The 15,839-nt window shown below is 68.0% G+C and carries 15 protein-coding genes; 3 read left to right on the top strand and 12 right to left on the bottom strand.

What is annotated here, in order from left to right; all coding sequences use genetic code 11:
* Positions 1 to 32: 32 nt before the first annotated feature.
* Positions 33 to 1,475, bottom strand: a complete 1,443-nt coding sequence (locus AACH06_RS07610) for an aminotransferase-like domain-containing protein (RefSeq protein ID WP_341425051.1) — start codon at positions 1,473 to 1,475, stop codon at positions 33 to 35.
* Positions 1,476 to 1,539: 64 nt separating this feature from the next.
* A complete protein-coding gene (locus AACH06_RS07605; RefSeq protein ID WP_341425050.1) occupies positions 1,540 to 2,124 on the bottom strand; it encodes a LysE family translocator in 585 nt (194 codons plus the stop codon).
* Positions 2,125 to 2,292: 168 nt separating this feature from the next.
* Here AACH06_RS07605 and AACH06_RS07600 point away from each other — a divergent pair, with 168 nt between their 5' ends.
* Both AACH06_RS07600 and AACH06_RS07595 read left to right on the top strand, forming a co-directional pair.
* A complete protein-coding gene (locus AACH06_RS07600) occupies positions 2,293 to 3,261 on the top strand; it encodes a threo-3-hydroxy-L-aspartate ammonia-lyase (protein ID WP_341425049.1) in 969 nt (322 codons plus the stop codon).
* Positions 3,262 to 3,638: 377 nt separating this feature from the next.
* On the top strand, positions 3,639 to 4,406 hold the full coding sequence (locus AACH06_RS07595) for a hypothetical protein (protein WP_341425048.1): 768 nt from the start codon (positions 3,639 to 3,641) through the stop codon (positions 4,404 to 4,406).
* Positions 4,407 to 4,429: 23 nt separating this feature from the next.
* On the opposite strand, the gene AACH06_RS07590 is transcribed toward AACH06_RS07595, so the two are convergent.
* From AACH06_RS07590 to rfbC, 8 genes are all read right to left on the bottom strand, one after another.
* Positions 4,430 to 4,849, bottom strand: coding sequence for a sugar 3,4-ketoisomerase (locus AACH06_RS07590; protein WP_341425047.1), 420 nt, complete (start codon positions 4,847 to 4,849; stop codon positions 4,430 to 4,432).
* Between the two features lie 69 nt (positions 4,850 to 4,918).
* A complete protein-coding gene (locus tag AACH06_RS07585) occupies positions 4,919 to 5,890 on the bottom strand; it encodes a GNAT family N-acetyltransferase (RefSeq protein ID WP_341425046.1) in 972 nt (323 codons plus the stop codon).
* A gap of 44 nt (positions 5,891 to 5,934) precedes the next feature.
* Positions 5,935 to 6,720 carry an acyl-ACP--UDP-N-acetylglucosamine O-acyltransferase gene (gene lpxA / locus AACH06_RS07580; protein WP_341425045.1) on the bottom strand — a complete coding sequence of 262 codons (786 nt, stop codon included), beginning with the start codon at positions 6,718 to 6,720 and terminating at the stop codon, positions 5,935 to 5,937.
* A gap of 35 nt (positions 6,721 to 6,755) precedes the next feature.
* Entirely contained in the window at positions 6,756 to 8,018 is a 1,263-nt protein-coding gene (locus AACH06_RS07575; protein ID WP_341425044.1) for a porin family protein, read from the bottom strand.
* 60 nt (positions 8,019 to 8,078) lie between these two features.
* The gene (locus AACH06_RS07570; RefSeq protein WP_341425043.1) at positions 8,079 to 9,473 is read right to left on the bottom strand and encodes an undecaprenyl-phosphate glucose phosphotransferase; all 1,395 of its coding nucleotides are present in this window, start codon (positions 9,471 to 9,473) and stop codon (positions 8,079 to 8,081) included.
* A gap of 121 nt (positions 9,474 to 9,594) precedes the next feature.
* Positions 9,595 to 11,049: a mannose-1-phosphate guanylyltransferase/mannose-6-phosphate isomerase gene (locus AACH06_RS07565; protein ID WP_341425042.1), complete on the bottom strand. Its 1,455-nt coding sequence runs from the start codon at positions 11,047 to 11,049 to the stop codon at positions 9,595 to 9,597.
* 168 nt (positions 11,050 to 11,217) lie between these two features.
* On the bottom strand, positions 11,218 to 12,567 hold the full coding sequence (locus tag AACH06_RS07560) for a UDP-glucose dehydrogenase family protein (RefSeq protein ID WP_341425041.1): 1,350 nt from the start codon (positions 12,565 to 12,567) through the stop codon (positions 11,218 to 11,220).
* Positions 12,568 to 12,593: 26 nt separating this feature from the next.
* Positions 12,594 to 13,139, bottom strand: a complete 546-nt coding sequence (gene rfbC / locus AACH06_RS07555; protein ID WP_341425040.1) for a dTDP-4-dehydrorhamnose 3,5-epimerase — start codon at positions 13,137 to 13,139, stop codon at positions 12,594 to 12,596.
* Positions 13,140 to 13,263: 124 nt separating this feature from the next.
* On the opposite strand from rfbC, the gene AACH06_RS07550 reads away from it, so the two are divergent.
* The gene (locus AACH06_RS07550) at positions 13,264 to 13,971 is read left to right on the top strand and encodes a helix-turn-helix transcriptional regulator (RefSeq protein WP_341425039.1); all 708 of its coding nucleotides are present in this window, start codon (positions 13,264 to 13,266) and stop codon (positions 13,969 to 13,971) included.
* 43 nt (positions 13,972 to 14,014) lie between these two features.
* Here AACH06_RS07550 and rfbA read toward each other — a convergent pair whose 3' ends face one another.
* Both rfbA and AACH06_RS07540 read right to left on the bottom strand, forming a co-directional pair.
* A complete protein-coding gene (rfbA, locus tag AACH06_RS07545) occupies positions 14,015 to 14,908 on the bottom strand; it encodes a glucose-1-phosphate thymidylyltransferase RfbA (RefSeq protein WP_341425038.1) in 894 nt (297 codons plus the stop codon).
* A complete protein-coding gene (locus tag AACH06_RS07540; protein ID WP_341425037.1) occupies positions 14,905 to 15,801 on the bottom strand; it encodes a WecB/TagA/CpsF family glycosyltransferase in 897 nt (298 codons plus the stop codon). The genes rfbA and AACH06_RS07540 overlap by 4 nt, the downstream gene beginning before the upstream one ends.
* Between the last annotated feature and the right edge of the window lie 38 nt (positions 15,802 to 15,839).

The raw sequence follows: 15,839 nt of genomic DNA, 5'->3' as shown, positions 1-15,839 counted from the left end.
TGGCCCGCATTTTGTGCGAGCCCTCCGGTCGCTCAGCGCGCGCGCGCGGCGGCCCGGTGGATCAGCTGTTGCGCCTGGGTCGAGGCACTCAAGCGCGGCGCAAGGAATTCGGCCAGCCGCGGGTGCTGCGCATGGACAACGTTGAAGCGCAGGTGGCAGGGGTCGCTGCCCCCCGCATCGAAGGCCGATCCGGCCAGCAGGATGTGGTGGCGGTACGCCTCCTTGACGAGGGCATCGCCATCGACACCGGTGGGCAGGCGGCCCCAGAGGAACAGCCCTCCTTCGGCGGGGCGCTCGACGAGCACGCCCGCACGGCGCAGCTCGCGCAGGCTGGACTGTCGGGCCGTGGCGAGCTTTTGCTGCAAGCGGTCGACGTGCTTTCGCCAGCGGCCCGTGGCCAGCAGCTCGACCAGCACGTTTTCGTTGAGCGTTGCCGTCGTCAGCACCGACCGGATCTTGGCCCGCAGCAGCGGCTGCAGCAGCGCCGGCTCCGCGGCGATGTAGCCCACCCGAAGCGCGGGGCTGAGCGCCTTGCAGAAGCTAGAGTAGTAGATGACGCCGCGCAGGTCCGACAACTGGGCCAGGCGGGTGGGCGATGCGGGCATGAAGTGGCCATGCACATCGTCTTCGGCGAGCAGCATCTGGTGGCGCTCGGCCAGCATCAGCACGCGGTGCAGAGTGGCCGCACTGCTGCCCCATCCGGTGGGGTTGTGCAGCACGCTCTGCACGAAGAACAGCCGGGGCCGGTGCTCGACGCAAGCCGCCTCGAGCTCGTCGAGATCCGGCCCCTCGGGCCGCCGGGTGATGCCGATCATCGTCACCCCGGCTTCGCGCAGGCGGTCAAACAGCAGGTGGTACCCCGGCGTCTCGACCAGCACCACGTCGCCAGGCCGGAGGAACGCGCGGCAGACCAGATCGATCGCGTGGGTGCCGCCGAAACAGGTGAGCAGGCGATTCGCGTCGACCGCCACCCCTTGCGAACGCATCAAGGTGGCCAGCCGCTCGCGCAGATCGGCCAAACCCTGAGGCGGGCAGCGGGCCGCCATGCCGCCCACGTTGCGGGCCAGGCCGCGCTGCACGACAGTCGCCGGGATCGCGTCCTCCAGCCACGACACGGGCAGCGCGCCACTGCTGACGGGCAGCAGGCTCGCGCGCTGGTCGTGTGCCTGCTGCACCAGCCAGACGGCGTCGTGCTCGGCACCCGCCTCCAGCGCGCCGGACAGCCCCTCGGCCGGTGCGGCGGAATCGGCGACGAAGAAGCCTGCTGTCGCACGCGACTCGACCAGGCCCTGCGCGACCAGCCGGTCGTAGGCCGTGATCACGGTGTTCGCACTCACGCCCAGCTGCCCGGCCAGCGCCCGGATGGACGGCAGGCGCACACCCGGCGGCCATTGCCCCGCGGCGATCTGCGCCGCCAGGCGCGACTCGATCTGGTCGGCCAGCGGGGTGGAAGACGAGCGGTCCAGTGGGGCCATGGGGCTGGATGATGGGAGCAGCAACTGCGGTGACCTGGAAGCGCCGCTCCGCTCGTCGATCGACTCAGGCGACGAGCAGGACGGCCAGCACCACCAGCGAAGCGCCCATGATGGCATTGAAGACGCGCTGGCGGCGCGGATCGGTGAGCAGGCGCCGGATCGCGACGCCGAACAGCGCCCACATCGACACGCATGGCATGCCGATCGCGATGGCGATGGCGCTGACCAACGCCGCCGCCGGCAGCACCGGCATGCCCGGCGGCATGAAGACGGTCGCCACGGTGATGGCCTTGACCCAGCTCTTGGGGTTGACCGCCTGAAAGACGAGCGCCTGCCAGAAGGTCATCGGGCGGCTCAACTCGGACCGGCCGATGGCCGATCCGGCCAGGCGCCAGGCCAGATAGAGCAGGTACGCCGCCCCCACCCAATGCAGGATCTGATGCAGCACCGGGAACGCGACAAACAGGGTGCCCAGCCCCAGGCAGCAGACGAAGATCTGCGGCCCGTGGCCCGCTGCGATGCCCAGGATGTGCGGAATGGTGCGCCGGTAGCCGAAGTTCGCGCCGGATGCGGTGAGCATCAGGTTGTTCGGCCCGGGGGTGCTGGACATCACGAACGAATAGGTCATCAACGGCAGCAGTTCGGTCATGGCAATAGGCGGCGGGTGGCGGTGAAAGGCGGTGAAAGGCAGGTCCACGCAGCTTAGGCAGCGCCGCCACGCCCGTGAAGCCACAACAGGCGCCCGCTGCGAAGGCACTGTGCCCATGACCCCGGCCACACAGTTTCATCAGCGGGGACGCGTGATAGCTTGGCGGCCATGACCACTGACCTTTCCATCGCCTACGAGGATGTGGTCCAGGCACACCAGCGCCTGGACGGCATCGCCCATCGCACCCCCGTGATGCGCTCGCGCACGGCCGACGAACGCTGCGGCGCCAACCTGTTCTTCAAATGCGAGACGCTGCAACACATCGGCGCCTTCAAGATCCGCGGGGCCTACAACGCCATCGCGCAGTTCACGCCCCACCAGCGCGAAGGTGGCGTGGTGACCTTCTCCTCCGGCAACCACGGGCAGGCGATTGCACGGGCAGCGCAACTGCTGGGCGTGCGCGCGGTGGTGGTGATGCCACTGGACGCGCCGGCGATGAAGGTGGCGGCGACCGAGGGCTATGGCGGCGAGGTCGTCCGCTACGACCGTTATGCCGAAGACCCGTCGCAGATCGTCGCCGCGATTGCCGAAGAGCGGGGCATGACCTTCATCCCGCCGTTCGACCACCCGCATGTGATGGCCGGCCAAGGCACCGCCGCCAAGGAGCTGTTCGAAGAGGTGGGGCCGCTGGACATGATCGTCACACCGCTGGGTGGTGGGGGCCTGCTGTCGGGCACCGCCGTGGCGGCGAGGCATTTCGCCCCGGGCTGCGACATCGTCGGCGTCGAGCCTGAGGCGGGCAACGACGGGCAGCAGAGCCTGGCCAAGGGCGAGATCGTGCGCATCGCCACGCCGGTGACGATCGCCGATGCGGCCCAGAGCCGCTCACTGGGCCGGCACACCTTCCCGGTGCTGCAGCAACTGGGCGCCCGGGTCGTGACCGTGACCGACGATCAACTCGTCGACACGATGGCGTTCATGGCGGCACGGATGAAGCTGGTGGTCGAACCGACCGGCTGCCTGGCCGCGGCGGCGGTCTTCCACGGGGCCGTGGCGGTGCGAGGTCTCCGCGTCGGCATCGTGCTCTCGGGCGGCAACATCGACCTCGCCCGGTTTGCCAAGCTCATCGGCAGCTGAAGCGCCGGGCAGGCAGGGCGTTGACAGCCGAGCGCCCGGACGCCTATAACGGGCCACCAGCGCCCCGACCGACACACCATGCGCGTGTACGCACGCCGGCCGCGTCGCTGGATCTGCGAGGGGCGTGCACGATGAGGCTGCGCAGGCGCACGGCGGGGTTGTGGGGTGGGTTCGCCCTGGCCGCCGGTGTGCAAATCAGCCCGGCCCCGGTCCTGCCGGTGGATGCCCCAAGCACGCCGGTTGCCGCACCCTACATGTCGGACAGGATGACGCCCGCGCCCCCCGCACCGCCGTCATCGCGCTCTCGCCCCCCGCGCTTGCTGCCCCTGCCCGCCACCACGGCAGAGCCTGTGGCTGCACCCACTTCGCCACGATCCTTGGCCCGGTTGCTGCGTGACGCCGTCGACTTGCGGGCCTTCGCCCTCGAAGCTCGGCGGCATCCAGAGGCCGGAGGCTACTTCTACGCCGCGCGGGCGATGGCCGAGTGCCGGTTGCATCCAGCCGCTGCCGCCGATGGCGAGGGCGAGGGCGCCAGCGACCCGATGACCGTCGACGCCGAGCCGGGTGGCAGCCACCGCCGTTTGCAGGCGCTGGCCGCACAGCACGTACGTTGGGCCCGACGCTGTGCATCGTTCTTGCCACAAGAACTCTCGGATGCAGCCATGGCGGCTCTCTGGCGCGATGCGCGCCAGTCGGCCGACCCGCTGGCGGCACTGCTGCGGCGCTGGCAACAAGCTGTGCTGGCCGATGATGCGCGGGCGCTGCACCCGATTTGGCAGGCCATCGTCGCCACCGGCGAGCCGGCGCTGCTCGACGGGGCGGCAACGCAAGCCGGCGGGCTTTTCGGTGCCACATTGCGTGAGGTGGACCCGGCCGGTGAAGACACGCGGCGCGTCGATCGCCAGCAAGTGTGGGCGGCCGTCATCTGCGAAATGGGCGGCGGCTGCACGCCGCCACATGGCCCCGCCGACAGCCTGTGCGCGGCCCTGCCGGGGTGTGCTCGTGAACGTTGGGACACTGACGCCGAGGAGCTGCCGGCAGGCCACAAACTGGCCAGCACGGTGGGCGAAGTCCAGCACCTGCTGCAGGCCTTCCAGCGGGGCGAGGCGCCCCCGGTCGGTGCCCTGGCGCTCGCCTGGCCCTGAGGCGGGCTTGGCCCTCGGGAGACTCAGCGGCCGCCCGTCTGCACCCAACGCATGAAATCGGCGTGCTCGCGGATGTAATCGGCCTCGTCAAAGAGCTCGGAGGCCAGCACCAGCAAGCACGCGTTGGATGAGAAGCCGTGCAACTCACGCCAGATGCCCGGCACCATCAACAGCCCTTCGCTCGGGTGGCTCAAGGTGACCACGCGCTGGTTCACGCCGTCGTCCATGTGGACCTGGAACGAGCCCGAGATCGCCACGTAGAGCTGCCGCAAGTTCAGGTGCGCGTGGCCAGCGCGCGAGGCGCGCGAAGGGACGTCGTACGTCCAATAGGCGCGCTTGATCGGAAACTCGAAATCGACGCCCGATTCGACAAACGAGATGGAGCCGCGGTGGTCGTAGACCGTGCGCAGTTCTACCGGGCGGCAATCGTCGACGTGTGCCAAGACGGGTTCCTTTCAGCGGCCAGTACAGGAGGTGATCGTGGATCGTGCCTGCCGTGGGGCAGGCAGCGCTCAACAGGTTAGCAGGTAGTGATCGTGCACCACCGTGCTGGCGCCGAAGCTCTCCTTGTAGAACGCCAACCCACCATTGACCGAGCGGCCTTCGTCTTCGTTCGAGTGCCCGAAATCGAACCAGGCACTGGCCGCCTGGGCACCCGCGATGGCCTGCTCCAGCAGCAGATCGAGTGCGGCGCAGCGCCGGCCCTGTTCACCTGCGGCCATGTACTGCAGGTGGCGCACCGTCGGGGTGTCGAACAGCACCAACCCGGCAACGACCTGCCCTTCCCACCGCGCCAGCCGCAGGCCAATCTGCGACGGAAAGCGCTCGGCCAGCAGCCGGATCTCGGCCAGCGTGTGCACCGGCCGGCTGCCATGTCGGGCCTGCAACTCTTGATCGAGCAGGGCCCAGAAGGCGGCCCAATCGTCAGCCGCCTCGGCCGGGGCGCCAGCGTGCTCGACAAAGCTCAGCTCGCGTCGCTGCCGCGTGGCTTGGGTGATGGCGCGACGGCGCTTGGCCGGCCAGTGTGCCGGCGTCGGGCCGATGACCGAGAGCGCCTCGCGCCGCACCAGCTGCGCACCACATCGCCACAAGGCCCAGCGGTCGTCTTCGCAAGGCAGGCGGTGATAGATCGCCGGCACGGTCTTGTAGAGCAGCTCACGCACGCCCTGCCCGCGCCAGTGCTCCTGCAGGGCCTGCATCAGATGGCAGGTGGCCTGCGCGCCCAACGGGCCGGCCATCACCAATCCACCATAGCTCAGGCCGCGGTGGCTGGCGACCATCTCGCCTTGTCGGTGCGCGGGCAGCACAGCCACCAGCCTGCCGCGCCGTTCGATGAGCAGCGAAGCGTCTTCAAACCGATCGGCGTGATAGTCCATGAAGCGCCGGTCGATCAGGAAGGTGCCGTTCGGGCTCGACGCCACCAGGGCATTCCACGCGGGCTCGTCGGCGGTGCTGTAGGCACGGAAGTGGAAGGTGTCGGCCATGCGGCGGGCAACCGGTGAAGCGGCAGGCGCGTGGGCGCTGCCCGTCAGCGCAGAACGCCGTGCGGCGATGGCGTGCGGGCGAACTCCAGCACGTGGCGCACGATGGCGTGGTTCGGATCGAAATCGGCCTCGATGCCGGACAAGACCTCGGCGAATGGCCGCTCCGTGCCCTGCAACCGGGCCAGCACCTGGCGCGCCGTGTCCATGTCGTCACGCGAGAAGCCATGGCGCTTCAGGCCAATCAGGTTCGCGCCGCGCAGGTGGATCGGGCCTTCGGTGCCATAGGCGATCGAATACGGCAGCACATCCTGCGTGACCGCCGACATGCCGGAAATGAAGGCATACGCTCCGACCCGTATGTACTGCTGCATGCCCACCATGCCGGCGATCACGGCGTGGTCGCCGATCGTGCACAGGCCGGCGATGCCGGTGTAGCTGGTGATGCGGGTGTGATGACCCAACACCACGTCATGCGCGAGGTGCACATAGGCCATCACGAAGTTGTCGTCGCCCAGCACGGTGCGGCCGTCGCGCCGGCGGGTGCCTCGGTGGATCGTGACGAACTCGTAGATGTGGTTGCGGTCGCCGATGACCACCTCGGTGTCGTCCTCGGGCTTGAACACCTGGTCTTGCGGCATGCCGCCGATCACCGCATGGGCCCCGAACACGTTGTCGGCCCCCACCGTCACCCGCCCCTGCAGCGACACGCCGTTCATCAGCCGCGTCCGTGGCCCGATGGTGATGTCGCCTTCGATCACGCACCACGGGCCGATCTCGGCCGTCGGATCGATCTGGACGTTGCCGCTGATGACGGCGGTGGGGTGAATCATCGGAACACGCCTTGTCGTGGCGGACGGGCAGGCCGTCAGCGGAACCAGAATTCCAGCTTGCAGCCGGCCGTCATCGAGTCGTAGGGGCGGGTGAGTGCGCTGGCAGACTCACCACTGACCTCGCGGGTCTGATGGCCCAGGTCGCAGCCCATGTCGAGCGCACGCAGCGGCGAGTAGCGCAAGCCCAGCGCGAACGCGGTGGTGCGATCTTCCAGCGACGTGCCGGCCACCTGCTCGGTGAAGCGGCGCTTGGACCATTGGGCCGAGCCGACCACATTGATCTTGGCCGTAGCCGCCCATTGCGCAGACCACAGGAACGCATCGCGCAGCTGATCGCCAGCGGATGCCACCGGCATCGTGGCCTCGGGGCTGGCGACGTTCCCGCTGCCGCCTTCGGTGTCCCGCAGGAACTGGGTGCGCAGCCTCAGCTTGGCGCTGGGCATCCAATCCCATGCCACACCGCCCGTCCAGAACTGGCGGTCCTCGAGCACGCTGTGCTTTTCTTCGGAGCGGGTCAGCCGAACGTCGAAACGGCTGGCACCGCTGGCCTGCCAGACGAGACCCAGCTCGATGTCTCGCCGCGCGACGTCATCGCCGAATCCCAGGTCTGAATCAGGCCGCGAGATGCGGGTGTAGCGGCCCAGCAAAGTGGTGCCCAGGTCCGGGCTGGGCCGGTAGCCGACGCCGCCTTGCACGCTCCACTGCGACAAATCGTTGAGCTTGGCGAAGGCATCGGCGGAGTACTCGCGACGCAGCGCCTCGCCACCGGCCTGCAACGCCCACTCACCCAGGCCGCCCAGGCGTGCCTGGAAGAAGCCCGATTGGGTGCTTTCGATGTTGCGTCCATCCGAGGGCGTGGTGCTGTCCAGGCCGTACCGGTATTGATGGCGGGCCGACTGGACCCCGAGCGCGCCCGAAAGATTGGCAATGGTCTCCCAATCCAACTGCAGCCCCACTTCGTGGCCGGTGTTGTTCAGCTCGTCGTGTTCACGATAGCGATTCGCCTGCAAGGCCGCGGTGCCCTTCAGGCGTTGCCGGCCGAGTTGCTGGTCGAGGGCGAAGTTCAGGGCCGTGGTCGAGATCCAGTCGGCTTCTTCATCGCGTTCGGCGCGGAACAGGTTCGATTCATGGATCAAGCTCTGCGAGGCGCCGATGCTGATGGGCTGCGCCGAGCTGGCGGTTCCGACGCCCGGAGGCGGTTCCGATTGGGCCTGGGCGGCTCCAGCCAGCCCACCGGCCGCGGCGGCAGCCAGCAGTTGCACGGTGAAGCGTGTACGGAAAGAAGAAGTACCTGTCATGGGCGCCCTCGTGTCGTTGTCGTGGCCGCCCTGGCCGGGCGGCGGTGCCGGCAGGGCGGATCAGTACGCCTTGCGGTCGAAGAACATCAGCTTGGCGGTCCGGGCGATGATCAACAGATCCAGCCCGAGCGACCAATTGCGCAGGTACTCCAGATCGTACTCGACGCGCCTCGCCATCTTGTCCACTGTATCGGTCTCGCCGCGCAAGCCATTGACCTGGGCCCAGCCGGTGATGCCGGGCTTGACCTTGTGGCGTGCCATGTAGGCTTTGACGATCTTGCGGTACTGCTCGTTGTGGGCCACTGCATGCGGCCTTGGGCCCACGATGCTCATCTCGCCCCGCAGCACGTTGACGAACTGCGGCAGCTCATCGAGCGAGGTCTTGCGGATGAACGCACCGAATTTGGTGATGCGCGGGTCGTTGCGGGTGGCCTGCTGCACGACCGGGCCGTTGTCCTGCGTGACCATCGAGCGGAACTTGAAGACTTCGATGATTTCGCCGTCGAGGCCAGTGCGGCGCTGGCGAAAGATGATCGGGCCCGGCGAGCTCAGCTTGACGCCGATCGCCACCGCCGCGAGCACCGGCGAAATCAGGATCAGGATCAGCACCGCCAGCACGATGTCGCTGGCGCGCTTGAGCAGGCCGTTGATGCCGGTGAACGGCGTCACGTGCAGGCCCACGACAGGCACGCCCCCCATGTCCTCGAGCCGGCCCTGGATGATGCTGACACCGAACACATCGGGCACGAAGTGCACCGAGGCTGTCGAGTTCTGCAGTGTTTCCATCAGCTGCAGGATGCGGGGCTGCGAGGTCAATGGCAGCGTGATGAAGACGTCCTTCACACCGTGCTGCTCGATGAATTCGGGCAGCTCGTTCAGGCCACCCAGCAGGGGGTCGGCGCCGGGCAGCTCCAGCCGTTCGGCAGAGCGATCGTCAAAGAATCCCAGCAGGTCGTGCCCATACCCCTTGCGGGCCTGCAGCATCTCGGCCACACGCTGGCCCATCCGGTGCGCGCCGACGATGACCGCCGGGCGGCGGAACTCCGGCAGTGCCGCACGATGGCGCATGTAGGCGGTGCCCAAGACCACGCAAAGCCAATGCACCAGCGGGGTGGCGATGGCCCAGCCCATCAGCAGCCTCGGCTCGAACGCGCCCAGGCCGCCGGTTGCGTAGCCCACCATCAGCAGCACGACCAGCACGCCGATCCACGACAGGATGATGTCGATGCCGACGCCGAGGCCCGTCTTGCCGAAGCGGTTGAGCCCCGGGAACATCAACACCAGCAGCAGAATGGCCAAGGCCATCGCCGGACCGCCGAAAGGTTCGCCGAAGATGCCGTGGAAAACCGCCAGGCTCACCGCGGCGAGCACCGGCTCGAGCACCGCGGCAATGGCCGACGGCACGCTCGGCGGCGCGCTCAGGAACTGTTTTCGGACGGTTCTTTCTTCAAACATCGGTCAGGCGCAGCGGTTTCCGTGCGGGGCACTTCGGTCGCCGCCGGGCCGCCACCGGCCGGCTGCTCGCCTGCGCCTGTGCGCAAGGCGGCGTGGCCGGTGGCGCTAGGGGGCTCTGTCGTCAGGCCGTGCGGCCGTACGTGTCCTCGTAGCGAACGATGTCGTCTTCACCCAGGTAACTGCCCGACTGAACCTCGATGATTTCGAGGTCGACCTTGCCGGGGTTCGCCAGACGGTGCACCTCACCCAAGGGGATGTAGGTGCTCTGGTTTTCCGACAGCAGGATCTTGCGCTCGCCGCAGGTGACTTCGGCGGTGCCGGTCACCACGATCCAGTGTTCCGCGCGGTGGTGGTGCATCTGCAGGCTGAGCGATGCACCCGGACGCACCATGATGCGCTTGACCTGGAAGCGCGGGCCGGCATCGATCGAGTCGTACCAGCCCCAGGGGCGGTGCACCTTGCGGTGCAGCAGGCCCTCGCCGCGGCCATGGGCCGACAGCTTGTTGACGATCTTCTTGACGTCCTGGCTGCGGCTCGCATCGGCCACCAGCACCGCATCGGCCGTCTCGACGACAACGAGGTTGTCGACGCCGACGGTGCTGACCAGACGCCCGGAAGCATGCACCAGCGTGTTGCGGGTGTCTTCCAGCATCACGTCACCCACCGTGGCGTTGCCGGCGGCATCCTTCTTGGACACCTGCAGCACGGCGTCCCAGGCGCCCAAGTCGTTCCAGCCGGCAGCCAGCGGCACCATGCGGATGTCGAAGTCGCTGCCGGGGCAACGCTCCATCACGGCATAGTCGACCGACTCGGCCGGCACCTGCTCGAATTCCTTCTTGCCCGGGCGGACGAACTTGGCGTCCGCACGCTTGGCGTCCCAGGAGGCCTGGGTGGCTTCGAGGATGTCGGGGCGGAACGATTGCAGTGCCTTCAGCCAGACCGAGGCCTTCAGCACGAACATGCCGCTGTTCCAGTAGTAGCCGCCTTCGCTGAGGTAGCGCTCGGCGGTGGGCAGATTCGGCTTCTCGACGAACTGGGCCACGGTGGCAAGCTCGCTGCCCTTCGCGCCCGGTGAGACACGGATGTAGCCGTAGCCGGTTTCCGGGCGATCCGGCGTGATGCCGAGGATCACGATCGAGCCGTCGGCAGCGCCGCGAACGGCGTTCTGCAGGGCGTGGCGGAAGGCGGCCGAATCGGCCACGGTCTGGTCAGCGGGGGTGACGACCAGCACCGGATCGGCACCGCCCTCACGGGCCTGCAGGGCGGCCAGCGTCAGCGCGGGCGCGGTGTTGCGGCCAGAGGGCTCCAGCACCACGGCGGTGCTGTCCATGCCCAGCTCGCGAAGCTGCTCGAGCACCATGAAACGGTGTTCGGCGTTGCCGACCACGACGGGCGGCTCGACGGCGATGTCGTCGCCGGCCAACTGGGCCACACGCTCGGCGGCCTGCTGGAACAGGCTGGTCTCCCCGGTCAGCACCAGGAATTGCTTGGGATAGCCCGCGCGCGACAGCGGCCAGAGCCGGGTGCCGCTGCCGCCGGCCATGATCACCGGCAACACGGAAATGGATCGGGACATGACAACCTCATTAGAAAATCAGAATCAGCACCGGGGCGTCAGCCGCCGCGGCGCAAGTGCGGGCTATTGTGGCAAAGAACCCCTCACCGCCCGGCCCCCTAGTAGGCAAGGATCGGGCCGTGTTATATGGGTATTACGTCACGGCCTGATGACTGGCGTGACGGGCGGTCAGCTCCGGCCGATCGAGCGGTAATCCAACCCGAAACCGCGCACCAGCGCCGGGTTGTAGAGGTTGCGCCCGTCGAAGATGCGGCGATCGGCCAGGGCTTGCGCCAGCGCTTCAAAATCGGGCGTGCGGAATTCTTTCCACTCGGTGACGATGACCAGGGCATCGGCTTGGGCGAGCGCCGCCGTCGCAGACGAAACAAAGCGCAACCGGTCCCGCGTTTCCGGCTTTTCGTCGCCCAGATCCAACGCAATGACCCTTCTCGCCTCATCGGCCGCCACCGGGTCGTAGGCCTGCAGGGTGGCCCCCCGGCGCAGCAACTCGGCCACGATCACGCGGCTGGGCGCCTCGCGCATGTCGTCGGTGTTGGGCTTGAAAGCCAGCCCCCACAGAGCAAAGGTCTTGCCGCTCAGATCTTCGCCGTACTGGGCGACGATCTTGCGGACCAGAACCAGCTTCTGCTCTTCGTTCACCGCCTCCACCGCGGCCATCATCTTGCTGGGAAGGCCGGCCTCGGCCGCCGTGCGCGCCAGCGCCTTGACGTCTTTCGGGAAACAGCTGCCGCCGTATCCGGCCCCCGCATAGAGGAAGTGGGTGCCGATTCGCGGGTCGGAGCCGATGCCCACGCGGACTTGTTCGATGTCCGCCCCCAGCGCTTCAGCCAGCCGCGACAGCTCGTTCATGAAGCTGATGCGGGTGGCGAGCATGGCGTTGGCGGCGTACTTGGAAAACTCGGCGCTCTTCACATCCATGACCAGCAACCGGTCGTGGTTGCGGACGAACGGCGCATACAGGGCCCGCAGCAGCAGGGTCGCGCGCTCGTCGTCGGTACCGATGATGATGCGGTCCGGCCGCATGAAGTCTTCGACGGCGGCACCTTCCTTGAGGAACTCAGGGTTCGAGGCCACGGAGAACGCCAGGTCGACACCACGCCGGGCCAGTTCGTCCGCCACGGCGGCGCGCACCTTGTCGGCCGTGCCGACAGGCACCGTGCTCTTGTCGACGATGACCTTGTGGTCGGTCATCAAGCGGCCGATGTTGCGCGCTGCGGCGGTGACGTACTGCAGATCCGCCGAGCCATCTTCATCGGGCGGCGTGCCGACGGCGATGAACTGCAGCGTGCCGTGCGCGACGGCGCGCGGGATGTCGGTCGTGAACTCCAGCCGGCCCGCGGCGGCGTTGCGCCGCACCAGCTCCTGCAGCCCCGGTTCGTGGATGGGGATGCCGCCGGCGTTGAGGATCTCGATCTTGCGGGCGTCGACGTCCAGGCAGACCACGTGGTTGCCCATCTCGGAGAGACAGGCGCCCGTGACCAGGCCGACGTAGCCGGTGCCGATGACAGTGATTTTCATGGTGGGAAGAGTCGGACCGGCCGGCTTCAGGCCGTGAATTCGCGCAGGCTGGGCGCCGCCGCATCCTTGGATGACAGCACCGGTGCCACGCCGGCATCGGGCCAGCGGATGGCGATATCGGGATCGTCCCAACGCAACGAGCCCTCGGCCTGCGGAGCGTAGTAGTCGGTGGTCTTGTAAAGGAAATCGGCGGAATCGCTCAGCACCAGGAATCCATGCGCCAAGCCCGGTGGGATCCACAGCTGGCGATGATTCTCGGCACTGAGCTCGACGCCCACCCAGCGCCCAAACGTGGCACTGCCGGGCCGGATGTCGACCGCCACGTCGAAGACACAGCCGGCGGCCACGCGCACCAGCTTGCCCTGGGCGTGCGGCGCCCGCTGGAAATGCAGCCCGCGCAGAACGCCCCGCGCCGAGCGCGAATGGTTGTCTTGCACGAACGTGGCCGGCGCGCCCACCGCATCATCGAACAGGCGCTGGTTGAAACTTTCCATGAAAAAGCCCCGTTCGTCGCCGAACTGTTTGGGCTCGAACACCAGCACGCCGTCGATGGCGGTTTTCTCGATCTTCATGTGGCGGGATTCTCCCACGCACACCACGTCGGCCGGGGCGGCCACCACTTGTTCACGCTTTGCGCGGCACCCTCCCCTCCAGCTTCTGGGCGGCTGGCCGAAGATCAGGTGGCCAGGAATCCGCATGTCAGCCCATCGCAAGAACGCCCCCATGAACTACGAGTTGGCCGCACTTGAAAACGAACTCGCTTACCGTGGCCCGGAGCGCCGCGGCGGCGAGAACGCCGGGCTGGTCCGGCTGATGGCCTGCATCCTCGACGAGGTCGACTACGGCCTGATGCTGCTGTCGGCCAATGCGCTGGTGGTGCATGCCAACCATGCGGCCCTGCGCGAACTGAATTCCACCCACCCGCTGGAACTGCGCAGCCGCCGCCTGCGGGCCCGCGACACGCAGGAGCAGCAGTCACTGTCCGATGCGCTGGACGCGGCGCGGCACCGTGGCACGCGCTGCCTGCTGAACCTGGGTACCGTGCCCGCGCGGATTGGCCTGTCCATCGTGCCGTTGCCGCTGCCCTTGTCCAACCATTCGTCGGGCCATGCGGTGCTGCTGACCCTGCAACGGGCGCAATTGGTCGAGAAGCTCTCGGTGGGGGCCTTCGCCCGCGCCCGTGGGCTGTCCCAGCGGGAAGAAGAAGTGCTGACGGCCCTGTGCGAGGGCCTGCGGCCCACGCAGATAGCCGAGCGCATGGGCGTGGCGGTGGCCACGGTGCGCAGTCACGTGCACAACCTGAAAGAGAAGACCCACTGCAACAGCATGGTCGAACTCGTCAAACAGGTCGCCCTGCTGCCGCCGCTGGTCACGGCCCTGAAGACCAGCTCCGTCTCGAACTGAGGCTCTGGCGAGCCGGGTGGCCGGGTTCGGCCACCGAGCGCCTTCAGAACACGCGGTCGCGCAGCACCTGCTGCAGGTACTGGCCGTAACCGCTCTTGGCCAGCGGCGCGGCCAGGGTCGCCAGTTGCTCGTCGCTGATCCAGCCTTGGCGCCAGCAGATCTCCTCGGGGCAGCAGGCCTTGAGGCCCTGGCGCTTTTCCAGCGTCTGGACGAAGGCCCCGGCTTCCAGCAGGCTGTCGTGTGTGCCGGTGTCGAGCCAGGCATCTCCCCGGCCGAAGATCTGGACGTCGAGCTGGCCGGCCTCGAGATAGCGGCGGTTCAAGTCGGTGATTTCCAACTCGCCGCGCGCACTGGGCTTCAACGCCTTGGCGTGCTCGACGACACGGTCGTCATAGAAATACAGCCCGGTCACCGCATAGCGGCTCTTCGGCTGGGCGGGCTTTTCTTCCAGGCTCACGGCCCGACCCGCCTGATCGAATTCGACCACGCCATAGCGCTCGGGGTCGGTCACCGGGTAGGCGAACACGGTGGCGCCATCCGGCCGCAGCGCCGCTGCCTGGAGCCGGCGGCCCAGATCGTGACCGTAGAAGATGTTGTCGCCCAACACGAGGGCGCTGGGCGCGCCGGCGAGAAACTGCTCGCCGATCAGGAACGCCTGCGCCAGCCCATCCGGGCTCGGCTGGACGGCGTACTGCAGCGAGATGCCCCAGCGCCGGCCATCACCCAGCAATTGCTCGAAACGCGGCGTGTCTTGCGGGGTGCTGATCACGAGGATGTCGCGGATGCCCGCCAGCAACAGCGCCGACAACGGGTAATACACCATCGGCTTGTCGTAGACCGGGATCAACTGCTTGCTGATCGCCAGCGTGGCCGGGTGCAGGCGCGTGCCGGAACCACCGGCCAGGATGATGCCCTTGCGGGCGGGCGAGTGTGTCATCGAGGGTCTCCGGGTCGCGGCGCGGGGGCCGCCTGCGGGAAGGGGTCTTGGTACTGGCCGGCGCGCGCCTGCGCCATCCACCAGAGGAAGCGGGCATTGCGCAGGTACCGCATGCCGTAGCGGCGGGGTTCGCTGATCACGCGGTAGGCCCACTCGAGGCCCAGGCGGCGCATCCAGACGGGCGCACGCTTGACCTCGCCGGCCTCGTAATCGATCGTCGCGCCCACGCCCATCAATACTTTCACGCCAGGCATCTGATGGCGATACCGCGCCAGCCAGATCTCCTGCTTCGGCGCGCCCAACCCCACCATGAGGGTCGTGGCACCGCAGTCGCGGATCATCGCCAGCACGCTGGCGATCTCCGCGTCGTCGTCAACAAAGCGCATCGACGGTCCGTGCGCCCCGACCACGAGCTCGCGGCCAGCCGTGGCATTCAGGCGCTGCCGCGCGCGCTCGGCCACCCCGGGCATCGCGCCTAGCAAGAAGATGCGGACGTTCGGGTTGGACGCATGACGGCGGCAGTACGCGGGCACCAGATCAGAGCCGGTGATCTTTTCCTGCACCCCATGGCCCTGCCAACGCAGGGCACTGAAGACGTAGTGGCTGTCGACGGTGATGAAGTCCGCTTGACGGTAGGCCGCAGTGAAGGCGGCATGGTTCTGCAGGTGGTAGAGGTGATCCGGGTTGATCGTGAAGACCAGCCCCCCTTCGGCGTCCAGCCGGTCGAGCAACTGCGCCTGGGTGAGGTCGTCGGCCCAGACGTTGAGCAAGGGCACGCGCGGCCAGGGGCGGGCCGATATCTGGAAGCCTGGGGCGCCAGCGGCGGTCACGACAGACGACCGCTCGTTCACGGAAGCGGCGGGTGCGGCAGAAGGAGGCGGCGGGCGGCTCATCGGCAACGAGTTCCTGTCTGGATGCTACGGGCGGCGGC

This window comes from Ideonella lacteola (assembly GCF_038066555.1).
GTDB classification, from domain to species: domain Bacteria; phylum Pseudomonadota; class Gammaproteobacteria; order Burkholderiales; family Burkholderiaceae_C; genus Ideonella; species Ideonella lacteola.
This window is presented reverse-complemented; position numbering and strand designations above follow the sequence as displayed.